Source organism: Burkholderia sp. LS-044 (genome assembly GCF_004803625.1).
Taxonomy (GTDB): Bacteria; Pseudomonadota; Gammaproteobacteria; order Burkholderiales; family Burkholderiaceae; genus Burkholderia; species Burkholderia cepacia.
Map to the genome: position 1 here is coordinate 151256 of NZ_SSWO01000001.1, position 16797 is coordinate 168052.

The following is a 16797-nucleotide window of genomic DNA, read 5'->3' on the forward strand; positions in this document are numbered from 1 at the left end:
CATCGTCCGCCCGCAGGCGGGCGATTCATGCGGCCGGGTAGCGCATCAGCGGTTCGACGGGAAGCTGAACACCGTCCCTTCGCGCACGCCGGCCGACGGCCAGCGCTGCGTGATCGTCTTGCGCTTCGTGTAAAAGCGCACGGCGTCCGGGCCATACGCATGCAGGTCGCCGAACAGCGAGCGCTTCCAGCCGCCGAACGAGTGATAGGCAACCGGCACCGGCAGCGGCACGTTGATGCCGACCATGCCGATCTGGATGTTGTCGCTGAAGTAGCGCGCGGCCTCGCCGTCGCGCGTGAACAGGCACGTGCCGTTGCCGTACTCGTGCGCGTCGATCAGCGCCATCGCCTCGTCGAGCGACTTCAGGCGGATCACGCCGAGCACGGGCCCGAAGATCTCGTGCTGGTAGATCGGCATGCCGGGCTTCACGTTGTCGAACAGGCACGGGCCGAGGTAGTAACCGCCGTCGTGGCCGTCGACCTTCACGCCGCGGCCGTCGACGACGAGCGTCGCGCCCGCCGCCACGCCCGCGTCGACGAAGCCCGTCACCTTCTCGAAATGCTGCTGCGTGACGAGCGGGCCCATGTCGACGCCCGCGCCGTTGCCCGGGCCGACCTTCATCTTCTCGATCTCGGCCTTCAGGCCCGCCACCACCTTGTCGCCCGTCTCGTCGCCGATCGCGACGACCAGCGGAATCGCCATGCAGCGTTCGCCGCACGAACCGTACGCGGCGCCCATCAGCGCGTTCACCGCGTTGCCGATGTCGGCGTCCGGCATCACGACCGCGAAGTTCTTCGCGCCGCCGAGCGCCTGCACGCGCTTGCCGTGCGCGCAGCCGGTCGAATAGATGTATTCGGCGATCGGCGTCGAGCCGACGAAGCTCACGGCCTTCACGCGCGGGTCGGTCAGCAGCGTGTCGACCGCTTCCTTGTCGCCGTTCACGACGTTCAGCACGCCCGGCGGCAGGCCCGCTTCGAGCGCGAGCTCGGCCATGCGCAGCGTCGACGACGGCGTGCGCTCGGACGGCTTCAGCACGAACGTGTTGCCGCACGCGACGGCCATCGGCCACATCCACAGCGGCACCATCACCGGGAAGTTGAACGGCGTGATGCCGGCCGCGACGCCGAGCGCCTGGAACTCGCTCCACGAATCGATCGCGGGGCCGACGTTCTTGCTGTGCTCGCCCTTCAGCAGCTCGGGCACGTAGGTCGCGTATTCGACGTTCTCGATCCCGCGCTGCAGTTCGCCCATCGCATCGGCGAGCACCTTGCCGTGCTCGGCCGTGATCAGCGCGCACAGCTCGTCGGCGTGTTCCTCGAGCAGCGTCTTGAAGCGGCTCATCACGCGTGCGCGCTTCAGCGGCGGCGTGTTGCGCCAGGCCGGGAACGCGGCCTGCGCGGACGCGATCGCGGCTTCGACGGTCAGCTTGTCGGCGAGCGCGACGCTCTTGTGCGATTCGCCGGTCGCCGGGTCGAACACCGGCTGGACGCGGCTGCCGCCGTCGACGCGCTTGCCGTCGATCAGGTGGCCGACGGTGGAGGTCACATTGCTGTCGTGTTTCATCGTTGAGGCTCTTTCGTGAATTCGGTTCTCGGTCGGTGCGCGCCGCGGCTCAGTCCACTTCGTTCAGTGCATCGGACAGCGCGTTGACCAGGTTGTCGATCTCGCGCTTCTCCGAGATGAACGGGGGCGCCAGCTGGATCGTGTCGCCGCCGTAGCGCACGTAGAAGCCCTTCGCCCAGCAGCGCATCGCGATCTCGTACGGGCGCCGTGCCGGCTCGCCCGGCAGGGCCGCGATCGTCAGGCCGGCAGCCAGCCCGTAGTTGCGGATGTCCGCGATATGGCGCTGGCCCTTCAGCCCGTGCACGGCCGCCTCGAAATGCGGCGCGAGATCGCGCACGCGGGCCACCGCGTCTTCCTTCACCAGCAGGTCGAGCGCCGCGACACCGGCCGCGCACGCGACCGGATGCGCCGAATACGTGTAGCCGTGCGGGAACTCGAGCATGTACTCGGGGCCGCCCGCGGCCATGAACGTGTCGTAGATTTCCTTCGTCGCGACCACGCCGCCGAGCGGCTGCGCGCCGTTCGTCACCTGCTTCGCGAAGTTCAGGATGTCCGGCACCACGCCGAATGCGTCGGCGCCCGTCATCGCGCCGGCACGGCCGAAGCCCGTGATGACTTCGTCGAAAATCAGCAGGATGTCGTGCGCGGTACAGATGTCGCGCAGGCGCTTCAAATAGCCCTTCGGCGGCACGACCACGCCCGCCGAACCGGAGAACGGCTCGACGATCACGGCCGCGATGTTCGACGCGTCGTGCAGCGCGATCAGGTCGAGCAGGCGGTCGGCCAGCTCGGCGCCGTGCTCGGGCATCCCGCGCGAGAACTTGTTTTCGGCGAGTTGCGTGTGCGGCAGGAAGTCGGCGTCGAGGCCTTGGCCGAACAGCTTGCGGTTCGGCCCGATCCCGCCGACCGAGATACCGCCGAAGTTCACGCCGTGATAACCCTTCTCGCGGCCGATCAGGCGCGTCTTCGTGCCCTTGCCCTTCGCGCGCCAGTACGCGCGGGCCAGCTTCAGCGAGGTGTCGGCCGCTTCCGAGCCCGACCCCGTGAAGAACACGTAGTCGAGGCCGGCCGGCGTCAGTTCCTTGATCTTGTTGGCGAGCTCGAACGATTTCGGATGGCCGAACTGGAACGCCGGCGCGTAGTCGAGCTGCGCGACCTGGCGGCTCACGGCTTCGACGATTTCCGTGCGGCCGTGGCCGAGGCCCGTGCACCAGAGGCCCGACAGGCCGTCGAAGATCTTGCGGCCTTCGGCGTCCGTGTAATACGCGCCCTTGCCCGACACGATCATGCGCGGGTCGGCCTTGAACTGGCGGTTGGCCGTGAACGGCATCCAGTGCGCGTCGAGCCACGCGGCGTCGGTGCGGATGGTCGTGTCGTCCTGCTGCGCGGCGGTGGTGATGTCGGTCATGTCGGTCGGCGCGGCGCGCCCCTCCTTCTTGTGATGATGTTGCGCATTGTCGGGAGGCCAATTAGTCTCTTCAATATCGCAATATCAATGTTCACTTGCGCAACTATGCAAGCAAAGAAACCGAAGAGCCGCGCGCTGCTCGGGCAGCTCAGCGACATGGATCTCCGCCTGCTGCGGGTCTTCAAGGGCGTCGTGCAGTGCGGCGGGATGGCGGCGGCCGAACTGGAACTGAATATCGGCATCTCGACGATCAGCCGGCACGTGAAGGACCTGGAAACGCGCGTCGGCCTCGTGCTGTGCCGGCGCGGCCGCGCGGGCTTCACGCTGACGCCCGAGGGACAGACCGTATACGAGGAGACGCTGCGGCTGCTCGCGTCGATGGAGGCATTTAGAAGCAGGATAGACGGCATTCACGACCGGATGGGCGGCGAATTGCACGTCGCGGTGTTCGACAAGACGGCCACCAACGCGAACGCTCGCCTCGGCGACGCAATCCGCCAGTTCGCCGACGAAGCGCCCGACGTCGCGCTGAACCTGCATGTCGCGTCGATCAACGAGGTCGAGCGCGGGATCATCGACGGCAGCTACCAGGTCGGGATCATTCCCGCGCACCGCAACTCCGGCAGCCTCGTGTATACGGAGCTGTTCGACGAACGGATGCTGCTGTACTGCGGCCGCCAGCATCCGCTTTACGACGCGCCGCACGGCAAGCTCACGTGGACGACGATCCGCAACCACGCATTCGCGGGGCTCGGCTTCCATTCGCCGAACATGGAACTGAGCCACCGCGCGAAGCTCACGCGCAGCGCGACCGCGTCGGATCAGGAGTCGATCGCGACGCTGATCCTGTCCGGTCGTTATCTCGGCTTCCTGCCCGACCATTACGCGGAAAGCTTCGAAAACAAGGGGCTGATGCAGCCGATCGCGCCGCACCGGTTCAATTACCGGTGCCGGTTCGTGAGCCTGCTGCGGCGCTCGCCGCGGCCGTCGCGGGCCGCGCTGCTGTTCCAGTCGTGTCTGGAAGCCGCGCACGCGGCAACGGCACGGCCGGCGGCGTAGGCGACTCACGCAAAGGATCGGGCTCCCGGCCGCCCGTCGTGCGGCGGCGTGCCGGCAATGAAGGGACCGACAAGCGCGGCGGCGGCACCAGCGCCCCGCCCGGTCGCCCCGGTCACACGCCGTCGAACCGGTCGCGCGCGCGGTCGGCTTGCGCTTGCGCGCGGCTGCGCTTCACGAAATGCGTCGCGACGAGCGCCGCGCCAAAACCGGACATCGCGCCGACGCCGAGCGCCCAGCGCGGGCCGAGATGGTTCGCGACCCAGCCGGCCACCGGCGCGCCGATCGGCGTGCCGCCGAGCGCGACCGCGAGGCGCAGCGCCATCACGCGGCCGCGCATCGCCGGCTCGGTGGACAACTGCATCAGGCTGTTGGTCGAGTTCATGAAGGTGATCGCGGCGATCCCGGTCAGCACCAGCGCGGCGGCGAACAGCCAATAGCCCGGCGCCAGCGCGGCGAGCGTGCAGCCGAGCCCGAACAGCGCCGCGCCGAACCACAGATGCCGGAAGCGCGGCTGCTCGCGGCGCGCGGCGAGCAGCGCACCCGACACCGTGCCGACCGCCATCATCGACGACAGCACGCCGAACCCGCGCGCATCGACGTGGAACACGCTGGCCGCCATCGTCGAGATGAACAGCTGGAAATTGAGCCCGAACGTGCCGATCAGGAACAGCATCACGAGGATCGCCTTCAGGTCGTCGCGCCGCCACACGTAGCGGAACCCGTCGAGCAGGCCGCCGCGCGAGCGGCCCGCCCGCAGGTTCGCGCGCAGTTCGTCCTCGCGGAGCAGCAACAACGACACCAGCACCGCGAAGAAGCTGAGCCCGTTGGCGACAAACGCCCAGCCCGTGCCGACCGACGCGATCATGAAACCCGCCGCCGCCGGGCCGATCATCCGCGCGGCGTTGAACGACGTCGAATTGAGCGCGACCGCGTTCGCGAGTTCGCGATCGCCGACCAGTTCCGCGACGAAGGTCTGCCGCACGGGCGCGTCGAACGCCGCCGCGCAGCCGAACAGGAACGCGAACACGTAGACATGCTCGAGCCGCGCGACACCCGTGACCGTCAGCGCGCCGAGCACCAGCGCCAGCACGCCCATCAGCGCCTGCGTCACCATCAGCAGCTTGCGCTGGTCGAAGCGGTCGGCCGCGTAGCCGGTCCACGGCAACAGCAGCAACTGCGGCCCGAACTGCAACGCCATCACCGTGCCGACGGCCGATGCGTCGTGATGCGTGAGCTGCGTGAGAACCAGCCAGTCCTGCGCGGTGCGCTGGACCCACGTACCGATGTTCGACACCAGCGAACCGATCGCCCACACACGATAGTTGAAACTGCGAAGCGAACGGAACACGCCCGCCGCCGGCACGCTCATGGCCGCTCCCGGTCGGGCTCGTTGCCGCCGTGCAGCTCGCCGAAGTGCCACGCGAGAAACAGGCCGAGCGCGAGGATGCCGAGACCGAACGCCGCTGCATCGGCCGTGACCCGGAGGTCGAAATCACCCACTCGGCACACCAGCACATAAGCCATCACGAGGTTCGCGACGCCCCACACGACATTCACGGTGGACGACGACAACCCGCGCCCGGGCGGATTCGCGAACGGGGTCTGGAACGGCTCGCCGCGCAACCCGCTGACGAGATGCGGCACGACGTTCGCGAGAAACGCGCCGCCGAAGAAATACGCGACGAGATGCGGGAGGTTCATGTTCGGGTTGTCCTTTCGGCAAGCGGGTCGATGCGGTTCAAGGGCGCGGCGTTTCCTGGAATTCGGCGAGCCGCTGCAGCAGCTTCACGGCGGACGCGAGCTCGGCCTGCTCGGCCGCCGACAGTTGCGCATGCAGCGCGCGGAACAGCCAGTCATCCTTGGCCGCGCGGTTCGCCTGCAGCACCTTGCGGAAACCGGGCGTGACCGCGATCAGCGTCTGCCGGCCGTCGGACGGATCGGGCTCGCCGCTGACGGCGCCCAGCGTCTCGAGCGTCGCGACCGTCACGCGCATCGACTGCGGGCGCACGCTTTCGGCGCGCGCCAGGGCCGATACGGTCGCGGGGCCGTCGCGGTCGAGCCGCAACAGCACCGACTTCTGCGATGACGTGAGGTCGTTCGGGTGGATCTGCTCCCGCATCCGCCGCATCAGCTTGCCGACCGAGATGCGGAGTTCGCCGGCGAGACCGGCCAGTGGGAGCGCGCCGGAGGGAGGTAATGGCGGGTTCATGAATTCAAGATAGCAGGTATACAGTCAAACTGTACAGTTTAGCTGCATATTTCACCTTGTAAGGATCGTCCCTTCGCGTGCGCTCGAGCCGATGCGAAACGTCGCATTCGGCCGCGCAAGCCGGCTCTGCGATAATGCGGGCTCCCCATTTCCGCTCCGCTTCCCGCCATGACGCAGCCGTCCGCTCCGCTCTCCACCGACCTGCCGCCGATCTCGTGCCTGCCCGGCGACGCGCTGCCGTGGCTGCCGATGAGCGCCGACCTGCCCGGGCTCGCAATCAAGTACCTGCACATCAACGCGGCCGAGGACACGCTCACCGCGCTGCTGAAGATGCCGGCCGGCGGCACGCTGCCGCGCCATCGCCACGACGGCGAGGTATTCGTCCATACGCTGCAGGGTGCGTGGCGCTACCTCGAATACGACTGGATTGCGCGCGCCGGCTCGACGGTGCTCGAACCGGCCGGCTCGGTGCATACGCCGGAAACGCTCGGCGCGCCGGGCGAGGACGTGATCACGCTGAACGTGATGCGCGGCGATCTGGTGCTGCTCGACGACGAAGGCCGCGAAACCGCGCGCGAGAACTGCCGCGTCGCGCTGCTGCGCCAGCGCAAGCATGCGCGCACGGCGCCGGACGACGCCGCGCCGTTCGTCACACGGTAAGACAGGCGGCATCGCCGGGTCGCGATCCGTGCGGTGCGGGCTCGCGCTGATGTGCGGATGGCAGCCGGCGCCCTTCGCCAACGTCCCCGGCCTGCCCGCGCGTTACCGAAACCGCCGGAAAAACCGCCGGACATCGTCGGCCAGCAGATCCGGCTCCTCCATCGCGGCAAAATGGCCGCCACTCGGCATGTCGGTCCACTGCACGACGTCGAACACCCGTTCGAGCCAGCTGCGCGGCGGGCGGCCGATTTCCTTCGGAAAACGCGCAAACCCGACGGGCACCGCCACGCGCTGCCCGGCCGCGAAGCGCATGGGCTGCAGCCGGTTTTCCCAATACATCTGCATCGACGAGCCGATGCAGCCGGTGAACCAGTACAACGAGATGCCGGTCAGCAGCGTGTCGTGCGAAAACCGCCGCGCCAGGTCGCCGTCGCAATCGCTCCACGCGCGGAATTTCTCGGCGATCCACGCGGCCAGCCCGGCCGGCGAATCGTTGAGCGCGACGGCGAGCGTCTGCGGCTTCGTCATGTGGACGTGCGCGTATCCGCCTTCCAGCGCGGCCCACTCGCCGCGCTGCGTCACGAACGCCCGTTCCTCGTCGGTCAGCGGCAAGGCCGCGTCGGTCGGCGGCTCGTAGCTGCCGGGCAGGAAGTTCAGATGAATGCCGTCCACCACGTCGGCATGCCGCGCGCCGAGCGCAATCGACACGCCTGCGCCGAGATCGCCGCCTTGCGCGCCGAAGCGGCGATATCCGAGACCGGACATCAGTGCCGCCCAGCGGTCCGCGACCTGAAACGCCGACATGCCGGGTGCCGCGGGCGCCGGCGAGAACAGGAAGCCGGGCAGCGACGGCACGACGACGTCGAACGCGTCGTCCGGATCGCCGCCGAACGCCGCCGGGTCGCAGAGGCGATCGATCAGCGCGTCGAATTCGAAGACGGAGCCGGGCCAGCCGTGCGTGATGACGAGCGGATAAGGCTTCGGCCCGACGCCGCGTCGATGGATGAAATGCACGCGCTGCCCGCCTGCGTCTGCGACGAACTGCGGCAGCCGGTTCAGCGCACGCTCCGCCGCACGCCAGTCGAAACGTTCGGCCCAGTACGCGGTCAGTTCGCGCAACCAGGCGCCGTCGACGCCCTGCTGCCACGGCTCCGCGGGTGTCAGCGTCGGTGCGCGCGTGGCGCGCAGGCGCCGGCGCAGGTCATCGAGCGCGTGATCGGGAATCGCAATGTCGAACGGGGCGGTGTGCATCGGGTCTCCTCGCGAAGCGGGTCGACGAGATTCTGCGCGATTTTTCCGGCGCGCGCAGAGCAGCTCGGGCACACGCGTCAGCCCGCCTCCCGCCCATCCGACCGCGCGTCGCGCCGCACCGCCTGCGGCGGCACGCCGAACCCGCGCACGAACGCCTCGCGCATGTGCCGCCGGTCGCGAAAGCCGTTTTCCTTCGCAATCACGTCGAGCGAATGGCGGCTCTGCTCGATCATCAGCCGCGCGGACTCCAGCCGCAGCCGCTCGATCGCCTTCGCGGGCGACTGCCCCGTCTCGAGCGTGAACACGCGGCTGAACTGGCGCGGGCTCAGGTGCACCGCTTCGGCGAGATCCTCGACGGTCAGCGCGCGGCCGAGATGCTGCCGCGCGTAGTTCAGCGCGTTCTGGATCCGGTCGGATTTCGGCGCGAGATCCAGCATTTCCGAATGCTGCGACTGGCCGCCGGCCCGCCGCTGGTGCATCACGAGCTTGTGCGCGACCGACCGGGCGACATCCGCGCCCAGGTCCTTTTCCACCATCGCGAGCGCGAGGTCGAGGCCGGCCGTCATCCCGGCCGACGTCCAGATCGGGCCGTCGACGATGTAGATCCGGTCTTCCTCGACGCGAATCTGCGGGTAGTCCCGCTGCAGGTCGCGGCCGAACGCCCAGTGCGTCGTCGCGCGGCGCTGCGCGAGCAGCCCGGCCTCGGCCAGCACGAACGCGCCCGTGCAGATGCCGGCGATCCGCCGCGCGCGCGCGTTGGCGCGGCGCAGGAACGCGACGACGCCGGGCGGCGCCGGCGACGCGACCGGATCGTTGACGCCCGCGACGATCCACGTATCGACGGCAAGCTGCCCGCGCAGTGCGTGCGTGGCGACCGGCAACCCGAGCGACGAGCGCACGTCGCCACCGTCGACCGAATAGTTGCCCATCACGTAGAACGGCTCGCTCATGCCCATGTTCGCGTACTCGAACACCGATTGCGCGGCGAGCGCCATGATCTGGAAGCCGTCGCTGATCAGAAAGCCGATGCGGTGCATGTGCGTTCTCCCTTCCCCGGCCAGTGAGTTGGCCCGATGTCCTGAATCATACCCATCTACGTCATTTGTGTCACAGCGATTCACGGCCAGAATGGCTTCACGCCATCCGGCCAATCCCATCGAAACGGAGCACATCATGACGCAAGCACATCGCGGTACCGCCCTCATTACCGGCGCCTCGTCGGGCATCGGCGCCGTCTACGCGGACCGCCTCGCGCGCCGCGGTTACGACCTGATCCTGGTCGCGCGCAACCGCGACCGGCTGGCCGCCCTCGCCGATCGCATCACGAACGACACGCAGCGCAGCGTCGAGATCGTCGACGCCGACCTCAACGACCGCGCGGCCCTCGCCGCCGTCGAGGCGAAGCTGAAGCAGGATGCGAGCATCACGCTGCTCGTGAACAATGCGGGCGTCGGCACGCACGCGCCGCTGCTCGACAGCGACGTCGACGCGATGACCCGGATGATCGACCTGAACGTGACGTCGCTCACGCGCCTCACCTATGCGGCGGTGCCCGGCTTCGTCGCCCGCGGCCGCGGTGCGGTGATCAATATTTCGTCGATCGTCGCGATCTCGCCGGAAACGCTGAACGGCGTGTACGGCGGCACGAAGGCGTTCGTGCTCGCGTTCAGCCAGTCGCTGCATCACGAACTCGCCGACAAGGGCGTGCAGGTGCAGGCCGTGCTGCCCGGCGCGACCGCCACCGATTTCTGGCAGACGGGCGGCCTGCCGCTCGAGCATCTGCCGAAGGAAATCGTGATGTCGGCGTCCGACCTCGTCGACGCGGCGCTGATCGGCTTCGAGCGCGGCGAACTCGTGACGATTCCGTCGCTGCATGCGGGTGACGAATGGGCCGCCTACGAGGCCGCGCGCCGCACGATGGCCCCGCACCTGTCGGCCGATACGCCCGCGCCGCGCTACGCGACGGCACGCTGACCGTCCGACGTCCCGCAGGTCGAAGGCAGCAAGCGCGTCGCCCTCCGGGACGCGCCGCGGAACCCGGTGACATGCAGCGCATCGCCGACGATCATCCCGGGTTCCGCGGCACGTTTCCCGGCGCGTGCCGATCGGTGGATTCGTCTGCCGAAACATGCACCGGATTCTTTCCCGATCGACGCAAATCGCGCATACCGACAGACAATTCCGGTTCGCTTGCCACGCATTCCACGCAACAGTAAGCTCTGCGATTGCAGTCCCCAAGCGGCCTCGTCCGACCGGCATTCGTCCGATCACGAGGGCAATCGTCCGTTGCAAACTCGACCATGCGGGTCCGTATGTTCATCACCGAGACCGGCGACGCGCCGGCCTCCGCGCGCGGTTCGGCCGACCTTCAGCCCGCGCTCCCGCCCGTGCCGGAACTGGCCACCGTCTGTCGTGTCGCGCGGGCGCATTTCGGTGCCGCCGGCGCGTTCATTGCGCACGCGGATGCCGATGCGCCACGCGTGCTCGCCGTCGACGGCGCGCTGCCCGATCCCCTTTTCGCCGATGGCTTGCCACCCCGGGTCGAGCCGGATCCGGCCGCCGATGCGCGGCTCGTGCCGGACGACACGAACGCGAATGCGAACGGGCAATGCGGCGGCGGCCCGCCTCACGCGCCGCGGATCGTCGCGGCCTGCGAACTGGCCGCGCCCGATGGCGCGACACTGGGCATGCTGTGCGTCGTCGACGATGCGCAACGCACGCTCGACGCCACGCAACGCACGCTGCTCCGCGACCTCGCCATGCTGGCGGCAAGCGCGCTTTGCCGCGCGATCGAAGCCGCCGCGTTGCGCGAACGGCTCGGCGTCGTCGAGGAACACAGCACGCTGACCACGCTCGCGCTCACCGAAAGCGGCACCGGTGTGTGGGATCGCAACGTGGAAACCGGCGAGATCCATTACTCGCCGGCCTGGAAGGCGTTGCTCGGCTACGCGCCGCACGAGCTCGGCACCCGGATCGAGGATGCATACGAACGGCTGCATCCGGACGATGTCGACGACGTGAAAGCCGCGATGCTCGCGCACTTCGAGCGCCGCACCGACCGCTACGCGGTCGAGCACCGCATCCGTTGCAAGGACGGCACCTACAAATGGATCTGCAGCCGCGGCAAGGTGATCACCCGCGACGCCTACGGCCGCGCGCTCCGGATGGTCGGCACGACCACCGACATCACCGCGCTGCGCGAGCTCGCCACGCGGTTGCGCGACTCGGCCGCGCTCGTCACGGATCTCACCGACCAGGTTCCCGGGCTCGTGTTCCAGCTGCGGCAAACGGCCGACGGGCACCGCTTCTTTACCTACGCGAGCGCGGGTGTCAGCGACATCTATGAACTGACGCCCGAGCAGGTCGCCCACAGTGCGGAGGCGGTCGAGACGCGGATTCATCCGGCCGACCTGGTCGCCTATCGGCTGTCGCTGCACGACTCGTCGGTGCGGCTGACCCCGTGGCGCCTCGAATATCGCGTGCTGCTGCCCGGCCAGGGCCTGCGCTGGCGCGAAGGCGATGCACGCCCGCAGCGCACGGCCGACGGCGGCACCGTGTGGCACGGCTTCATCACCGACGCGACCGACCGCAAGCACATCGAGGCCGAGCTGCATCGGATGGCCACGACCGATCACCTGACGCAACTGTCGAACCGCCACGCGTTCATGCGGCAAAGCGAAGCCGCGCTGCGCAACGTGCGCACGACCGGCCTGGCCGCCGCGGTGCTGATGCTCGATCTCGATCACTTCAAGGCGCTGAACGACCGCTGGGGCCACCCGGTCGGCGATCGCGCACTCCGGCATTTCGCGCGGCTGCTGCTCGCGGAAACCGGGCCCGACGGGATCGTCGGCCGGGTCGGCGGCGAGGAATTCGCGGTCGTGCTGCCGAAGGCGGATCTCGACACCGCGCTGGCATTCGCGCAGCGCGTGCAGCAACGCGCGATAGAGGCGCGGCTGATGCACGAGGACCAGCAGGTCACGCTGACCGTCAGCATCGGCATCGACGCGATGCGGGCGTCGGACTTCGGCGCGTACCAGCCGCTGTCACGCGCCGACAAGGCGCTCTATCTCGCGAAGGAGCGCGGCCGCAACCGGATCGAGGTGTATCGGGCGTAGCCGGGGCGACGGCGCAACGTCGCGCCGGGCGACATCCGCGCCGCGTCCGCCGCCCGGTTTCCCGGCCCCCGTTGCGCGATCGGTTCGAAACCGATCGTGTAGACTTGCGCCCCTTGCTCTCCTCACCACGACTTGCCATGGACAATGCCAAACGAACCGCGCGAATCGCGACAGGTCTGCTCGTCGTCGCGCTCGTCGAGTTGCTGGCGCTTCTGATCGGCTACGTGTTCGCCAGTTCGATGGACGATCCGTACGCCGGCGTTCGCGTGCTGATTACCGCACTGTTCTGGGCGGCGGGCCTCTCGGCCATCGGCGTCATCGCGGCGATCGCCTGCCTGTCGATCGACCTGCGGGCACGCGGTGGCGTGATCTACGGGGCGCTGGTGCTGCACGGCCTGCTCGTCCTACCCGGGCTGTTTCTGTCCTTCCACTGAATCGCACCGCAGCCGCCGGCGTCACGCCGCCTCCGCACGCGGCACCGCCCGCACCCCCAGCAGCATCGCGACCGCGCACGCGGCCAACAGCGCGGCGATCATCAGCATCGCCGGATCCATGCTGCCGGTTCGCGTGCGGATCAGCCCGACGAGCCAGGGGGTGATCATGCCGCTCGACACGCCGATGCTGCTGATCAGCGCGATCCCGCCGGCCGCGCCCGCGCCGGAGAAATACGCGGACGGCACGGCCCAGAACACCGGATGCGCGGCGAAGATCAGCATCGCCGCGACCGACAGCAGCGCCATCATCGCGACGATGCTCGGCAGGTGCAGCGTCAGCAGCGCAAGCGCCACCGCGCCGCCGAACGCGCATGCCGCGAAGTGCCTGCGCCGCTCGCGCTTGCGGTCGGAACGCCGCGCGATCGCGATCAGGCCGGCCGCGCCGATCGCATTCGGCACGACCGACAGCAGGCTGATCTGCACGACGTCGTGGATGCCGAATTCGCGGATCATCAGCGGCATCCAGAACAGCAGCATCAGAAGCGCGGTGGTCAGCGAGAAATAGATGAACGCGAACAGGTACGTGCGCGGTTCGGCCAGCACCTGCCGCAGCGAATGCGGCGCCGGCGTATCGACACCGGCGGCACCGACAGCACCGGCGCGGTCGGCGGCCAGGTCGGCCGCAAGCCGCTGGCGATCGGCGTCGGACAGCCAGCGCGCCTGCTCGGGGCGATCGCACAGCCAGAACCACGCGATCACGCCGAGCAGGATCGCGGGCGCGCCCTCGATCGCGAACATCCATTGCCAGCCGTGCAGCCCGAGCACGCCCGACATCCCGCGCATCAGCCAGCCCGACAGCAGCCCGCCGACCATCCCCGCCACCGCGACGCCCGCGTAGAAGATCGACAGCACCGACGCACGCCGCCGCGCCGGATACCAGTACGTCAGGTAGAACACCACGCCCGGGAAGAACCCGGCCTCGAACAGCCCGAGCAGGAAGCGCAGCACGTAGAAATGCTTCGCGCTGTCGACGGTGATCATCGCGACCGACACCGCGCCCCACAGGCACATGATCCGCGCGAACGTGCGGCGCGCACCGAAGCGGCGCAGCAAGGCGTTGCTCGGCACCTCGAACAGCACGTAACCGACGAAGAACAGCACGGCGCCGAGGCTGTACATCGCGTCGGTCAGGCCGAGATCCTGCCGCATCTGCAACTGCGCGAAGCCGATGTTGCTGCGATCGAGGATCGACACGATGTAGCAGATGAACAGGAACGGCACGATCCGCATGCCGATGCGCCGGTACAGCGCGTCGTCGTCCGGTGCAGCGGCGCCGGACGCGACGGCACGCGCGGCATCGGCTTGAAGAGGGGCTGACATCGATCGTCTCCTCGATGGATTCGGGTGCGGGGCGAACAGGGGGCGCCGGTCGCCGCCGCCCGCGCGCGGCGACCGGCCGTTGCGCGTTCAGTCGCGCGGCGCGGCTTCGCCCTTCACGCCGAGCATCAGCGCGACGCCGCTCGCCACCAGCAACGCGGCCAGCAGATACACGGCGAGATCCATGCTGCCGGTGCGCGTGCGGATCATCCCGATCACCCACGGGCTGACGATGCCGCTCGTGATCCCGATGCTGCTGATCAGCGCGATCCCGGCCGCGGCCGCGTTGCCCGACAGGTAGCGGGTCGGCACGGCCCAGAAGATCGGCAGCGCGGCGAAGATCAGCGTCGCCGCGATCGACAGGCACGCGAGCATCGCCGCGAAGCTGTGCAGGTGCAGCGTCAACGCGGCGAGCGCGATCCCGCCGCCGATCGTGCAGCACGCGAAGTGCTTGCGGCGCTCGCCGGTCCGGTCCGAACGGCGCGCGATCAGGACCAGCCCCACTGCGCCGACCGCGTTCGGCACGACCGTGTACAGGCTCACGGCCACGACGTCGGTCACGCCGAAATCGCGGATCATCAGCGGCATCCAGAAGTTGAGCGTCAGCGACGCGCAGGTCAGCGAGAAATAGATGAACGCGAACAGGTACACGCGCGGATTGGCGAGCGCGGCCACGAGGCTGCGCCCGTCGTGCGCGTGGCCGTGGCCGCGGCCGTCGGCGCACAGCGCGGCGACCCGCGCCTTTTCATCGGCCGTGAGCCACGCGGCATCCTGCGGCCGGTCGACCAGGAACGTGAACGCGGCGAACGCGAGCAGGATCGCCGGCGCGCCTTCGATCGCGAACATCCACTGCCAGCCGTGCAGGCCGAGCACGCCGCCCATGTCGCGCATGATCCAGCCCGACATCAGGCCGCCGAGCACCCCCGCCACCGCGACGCCCGCGAAGAACACCGAGATCGCGGCCGCGCGCCGGTTCGCGGGGAACCAGTAAGTGAGGTACAGCACGATGCCGGGAAAGAAGCCGGCTTCGAACACGCCGAGCAGGAACCGCAGCACATAGAAATGCGACGGCTGCGACACGAACATCATCCCGGTCGACGCGATGCCCCACAGCAGCATGATCCGCGTGAAGGTGCGGCGCGCGCCGAAACGCGCGAGCAGCATGTTGCTCGGCACTTCGCAGAACACGTAGCCGACGTAGAACACCGCGGCGCCGAGGCCATACATCGCGTCGCTGAAGCCGAGATCGTGCTTCATCTGCAACTGCGCGAAGCCGATGTTGATGCGGTCGAGGAACGATACGACGTAACAGAGGAACAGGAACGGCACGATCCGCCATGCGATCTTGCGGAACAGCAGCGCGTCGTCCGTGGCGGCGGATGCGGAAGCCGAAGCGCTCGCGTGCGCGAGCGTCGCTTCGGCATGAAGCGATTGGGGCATGTCTCTCTCCAAACAGGCTGCGCGATTCGGGCGCGCAGCCGTCTCCCAGGGCGTACGTGCGCCCTGCTTTCTAGTGAGCTCGGATCACGGCGGACGGCAAGACGGCGGAATGCCGCGGCCGGTCGCCGCTTCAGAAAAAAGGCGGAGCGCCCTGTCGGACACCCCGCCTGTGCAAGCCGCTCAGTCCTGCAGCGCGGCCCACATTTCCTTGTCGCGCTGCGCGGTCCAGATGCGCGGATGCGTGATGCCGCTCGCTTCGTCGAACGCACGCGACACGTCGAACGGCAGGCAGTGCTCGTAGATGAACACGTGGCCGAACTTCGGGTCCATCGCTTCGCGCGTGAGCGCCATCGACGCCTTCAGGTCGAGCTTCTGCTCGACGGCCTTGCGGCCCTGCGCGAGCAGCGTCGTGACGAAATCCTTCGTGTAGTCGAGGCCCTTGTTCACTTCGGCCGGGTTCAGCAGCGCGGGGCCACGGCCCGGCACCAGCTTCTCGGCGTTCAGCGCGCGCAGCGCCTCGAGCGTGGCCGGCCACTGTTCGAGCTGCGCATCGCCGCAGTAGCACGCGGCGTCGTATTCGACGAGGTCGCCCGAGAACAGCACTTTCTGCGACGGGATCCAGACGATCGTGTCGCCCTTCGTGTGGCCCGAGCCGACATGCATGATCTTCACCTCGAGCTTGCCGAGGAACAGCGTGATCTCGCGTTCGAACACGAGCGTCGGCCAGGTCAGGCCGGGCACCGTCTCGACACCGGCGAACAGGCGCGGGAAGCGCTCGATCTCCGACTTCATGTCGGCCTCGCCGCGCTCGACGATCATCTCGTACGTGCCGCGGCTCGCGATCACGTGCTGCGCGCCTTCGTCGAAATACGCGGACGCGCCGAGCACGCGCACCGCGTGGTAGTGCGACAGCACGACGTGCTTGATCGGCTTGTCGGTCACGCTGCGGATCTTCGCGATCAGGTCCTGCGCCATTGCGGGCGTCGCGGTCGTGTCGACGATCAGCACGCTGTCGTCGCCGATGATCACGCCCGAGTTCGGATCGCCTTCGGCGGTGTACGCGTACGCGTTCTCGGACAGCTTCGTCCAGGTGACTTTCTTCTCTTCCAGATCGGCTTGGGAGGCGAATGCTTTGGCCATGTTGCGTTCCGTGGCTGCGAGCCATGTGTTGAGGGGAGTGAGCGGATCATCTTCTCGCGCCGAATATTTGTCAATGACAAAGTCGCTTGCTATTGTCTAATACGGGTAAACCTGCGGGCTGGCGCGATAAATGGCGTCGGA

Annotated in this window: 15 protein-coding genes; 5 read left to right on the forward strand and 10 right to left on the reverse strand. The window is 68.5% G+C overall.

All coding sequences use genetic code 11. The features are described 5' to 3' along the window. Window positions 1–45: 45 nt before the first annotated feature. Window positions 46–1563 (reverse strand): CoA-acylating methylmalonate-semialdehyde dehydrogenase, encoded by a 1518-nt coding sequence (locus tag E9536_RS00705; protein WP_021159212.1) that lies wholly within the window; start codon window positions 1561–1563, stop codon window positions 46–48. A gap of 49 nt (window positions 1564–1612) precedes the next feature. Next, entirely contained in the window at window positions 1613–2971 is a 1359-nt protein-coding gene (locus E9536_RS00710; RefSeq protein ID WP_027791512.1) for an aspartate aminotransferase family protein, read from the reverse strand. A gap of 105 nt (window positions 2972–3076) precedes the next feature. Here E9536_RS00710 and E9536_RS00715 point away from each other — a divergent pair, with 105 nt between their 5' ends. Beyond that, on the forward strand, window positions 3077–4030 hold the full coding sequence (locus tag E9536_RS00715; RefSeq protein ID WP_124814796.1) for a LysR family transcriptional regulator: 954 nt from the start codon (window positions 3077–3079) through the stop codon (window positions 4028–4030). A 112-nt stretch (window positions 4031–4142) separates the two neighbouring features. Here E9536_RS00715 and E9536_RS00720 read toward each other — a convergent pair whose 3' ends face one another. From E9536_RS00720 to E9536_RS00730, 3 genes are read right to left on the reverse strand one after another with little or no spacing between them, the layout of a single operon-like run. Continuing rightward, window positions 4143–5399: an MFS transporter gene (locus E9536_RS00720; RefSeq protein WP_021159215.1), complete on the reverse strand. Its 1257-nt coding sequence runs from the start codon at window positions 5397–5399 to the stop codon at window positions 4143–4145. Next, the gene (locus E9536_RS00725; RefSeq protein WP_060170991.1) at window positions 5396–5731 is read right to left on the reverse strand and encodes a hypothetical protein; all 336 of its coding nucleotides are present in this window, start codon (window positions 5729–5731) and stop codon (window positions 5396–5398) included. The genes E9536_RS00720 and E9536_RS00725 overlap by 4 nt, the downstream gene beginning before the upstream one ends. Window positions 5732–5768: 37 nt before the next feature. Then, window positions 5769–6239, reverse strand: coding sequence for a MarR family transcriptional regulator (locus E9536_RS00730; protein ID WP_136469088.1), 471 nt, complete (start codon window positions 6237–6239; stop codon window positions 5769–5771). A 168-nt stretch (window positions 6240–6407) separates the two neighbouring features. Between E9536_RS00730 and E9536_RS00735 the strand changes: the two genes are divergently transcribed. Beyond that, on the forward strand, window positions 6408–6899 hold the full coding sequence (locus E9536_RS00735) for a 2,4'-dihydroxyacetophenone dioxygenase family protein (protein WP_124531325.1): 492 nt from the start codon (window positions 6408–6410) through the stop codon (window positions 6897–6899). Window positions 6900–7001: 102 nt separating this feature from the next. Here the strand turns inward: E9536_RS00735 and E9536_RS00740 are convergent, their stop codons facing one another. Beyond that, window positions 7002–8150: an epoxide hydrolase family protein gene (locus E9536_RS00740; protein WP_136469089.1), complete on the reverse strand. Its 1149-nt coding sequence runs from the start codon at window positions 8148–8150 to the stop codon at window positions 7002–7004. 77 nt (window positions 8151–8227) lie between these two features. Then, the gene (locus E9536_RS00745; protein ID WP_136469090.1) at window positions 8228–9187 is read right to left on the reverse strand and encodes a GlxA family transcriptional regulator; all 960 of its coding nucleotides are present in this window, start codon (window positions 9185–9187) and stop codon (window positions 8228–8230) included. Between the two features lie 136 nt (window positions 9188–9323). Between E9536_RS00745 and E9536_RS00750 the strand changes: the two genes are divergently transcribed. The 3 genes from E9536_RS00750 (at window position 9324) to E9536_RS00760 (ending at window position 12699) form a co-directional block, all read left to right on the forward strand. Beyond that, window positions 9324–10124: an SDR family oxidoreductase gene (locus E9536_RS00750; RefSeq protein ID WP_060315280.1), complete on the forward strand. Its 801-nt coding sequence runs from the start codon at window positions 9324–9326 to the stop codon at window positions 10122–10124. A gap of 338 nt (window positions 10125–10462) precedes the next feature. After that, window positions 10463–12265 carry a sensor domain-containing diguanylate cyclase gene (locus tag E9536_RS00755; protein ID WP_136469400.1) on the forward strand — a complete coding sequence of 601 codons (1803 nt, stop codon included), beginning with the start codon at window positions 10463–10465 and terminating at the stop codon, window positions 12263–12265. A gap of 137 nt (window positions 12266–12402) precedes the next feature. Further along, window positions 12403–12699, forward strand: coding sequence for a hypothetical protein (locus tag E9536_RS00760; protein WP_060171001.1), 297 nt, complete (start codon window positions 12403–12405; stop codon window positions 12697–12699). Window positions 12700–12720: 21 nt separating this feature from the next. On the opposite strand, the gene E9536_RS00765 is transcribed toward E9536_RS00760, so the two are convergent. The 3 genes from E9536_RS00765 to E9536_RS00775 form a co-directional block, all read right to left on the reverse strand. Then, window positions 12721–14079 (reverse strand): MFS transporter, encoded by a 1359-nt coding sequence (locus E9536_RS00765; protein ID WP_136469091.1) that lies wholly within the window; start codon window positions 14077–14079, stop codon window positions 12721–12723. Between the two features lie 87 nt (window positions 14080–14166). Continuing rightward, window positions 14167–15516, reverse strand: coding sequence for an MFS transporter (locus tag E9536_RS00770; RefSeq protein ID WP_059492292.1), 1350 nt, complete (start codon window positions 15514–15516; stop codon window positions 14167–14169). 180 nt (window positions 15517–15696) lie between these two features. Next, on the reverse strand, window positions 15697–16656 hold the full coding sequence (locus E9536_RS00775) for an MBL fold metallo-hydrolase (RefSeq protein ID WP_059683417.1): 960 nt from the start codon (window positions 16654–16656) through the stop codon (window positions 15697–15699). Window positions 16657–16797 lie beyond the last annotated feature (141 nt).

Excerpts from the sequence above, each read along its gene's own strand:
- E9536_RS00760 (WP_060171001.1), top strand. The coding sequence starts at position 12,403 with ATGGACAATGCCAAACGAACCGCGCGAATCGCGACAGGTCTGCTCGTC.
- E9536_RS00745 (WP_136469090.1), bottom strand. The coding sequence starts at position 9,187 with ATGCACCGCATCGGCTTTCTGATCAGCGACGGCTTCCAGATCATGGCG.
- E9536_RS00705 (WP_021159212.1), bottom strand. The coding sequence starts at position 1,563 with ATGAAACACGACAGCAATGTGACCTCCACCGTCGGCCACCTGATCGAC.
- E9536_RS00730 (WP_136469088.1), bottom strand. The coding sequence starts at position 6,239 with ATGAACCCGCCATTACCTCCCTCCGGCGCGCTCCCACTGGCCGGTCTC.
- E9536_RS00715 (WP_124814796.1), top strand. The coding sequence starts at position 3,077 with ATGCAAGCAAAGAAACCGAAGAGCCGCGCGCTGCTCGGGCAGCTCAGC.
- E9536_RS00710 (WP_027791512.1), bottom strand. The coding sequence starts at position 2,971 with ATGACCGACATCACCACCGCCGCGCAGCAGGACGACACGACCATCCGC.
- E9536_RS00740 (WP_136469089.1), bottom strand. The coding sequence starts at position 8,150 with ATGCACACCGCCCCGTTCGACATTGCGATTCCCGATCACGCGCTCGAT.
- E9536_RS00750 (WP_060315280.1), top strand. The coding sequence starts at position 9,324 with ATGACGCAAGCACATCGCGGTACCGCCCTCATTACCGGCGCCTCGTCG.
- E9536_RS00725 (WP_060170991.1), bottom strand. The coding sequence starts at position 5,731 with ATGAACCTCCCGCATCTCGTCGCGTATTTCTTCGGCGGCGCGTTTCTC.
- E9536_RS00765 (WP_136469091.1), bottom strand. The coding sequence starts at position 14,079 with ATGTCAGCCCCTCTTCAAGCCGATGCCGCGCGTGCCGTCGCGTCCGGC.
- E9536_RS00755 (WP_136469400.1), top strand. The coding sequence starts at position 10,463 with ATGTTCATCACCGAGACCGGCGACGCGCCGGCCTCCGCGCGCGGTTCG.
- E9536_RS00720 (WP_021159215.1), bottom strand. The coding sequence starts at position 5,399 with ATGAGCGTGCCGGCGGCGGGCGTGTTCCGTTCGCTTCGCAGTTTCAAC.
- E9536_RS00735 (WP_124531325.1), top strand. The coding sequence starts at position 6,408 with ATGACGCAGCCGTCCGCTCCGCTCTCCACCGACCTGCCGCCGATCTCG.
- E9536_RS00775 (WP_059683417.1), bottom strand. The coding sequence starts at position 16,656 with ATGGCCAAAGCATTCGCCTCCCAAGCCGATCTGGAAGAGAAGAAAGTC.
- E9536_RS00770 (WP_059492292.1), bottom strand. The coding sequence starts at position 15,516 with ATGCCCCAATCGCTTCATGCCGAAGCGACGCTCGCGCACGCGAGCGCT.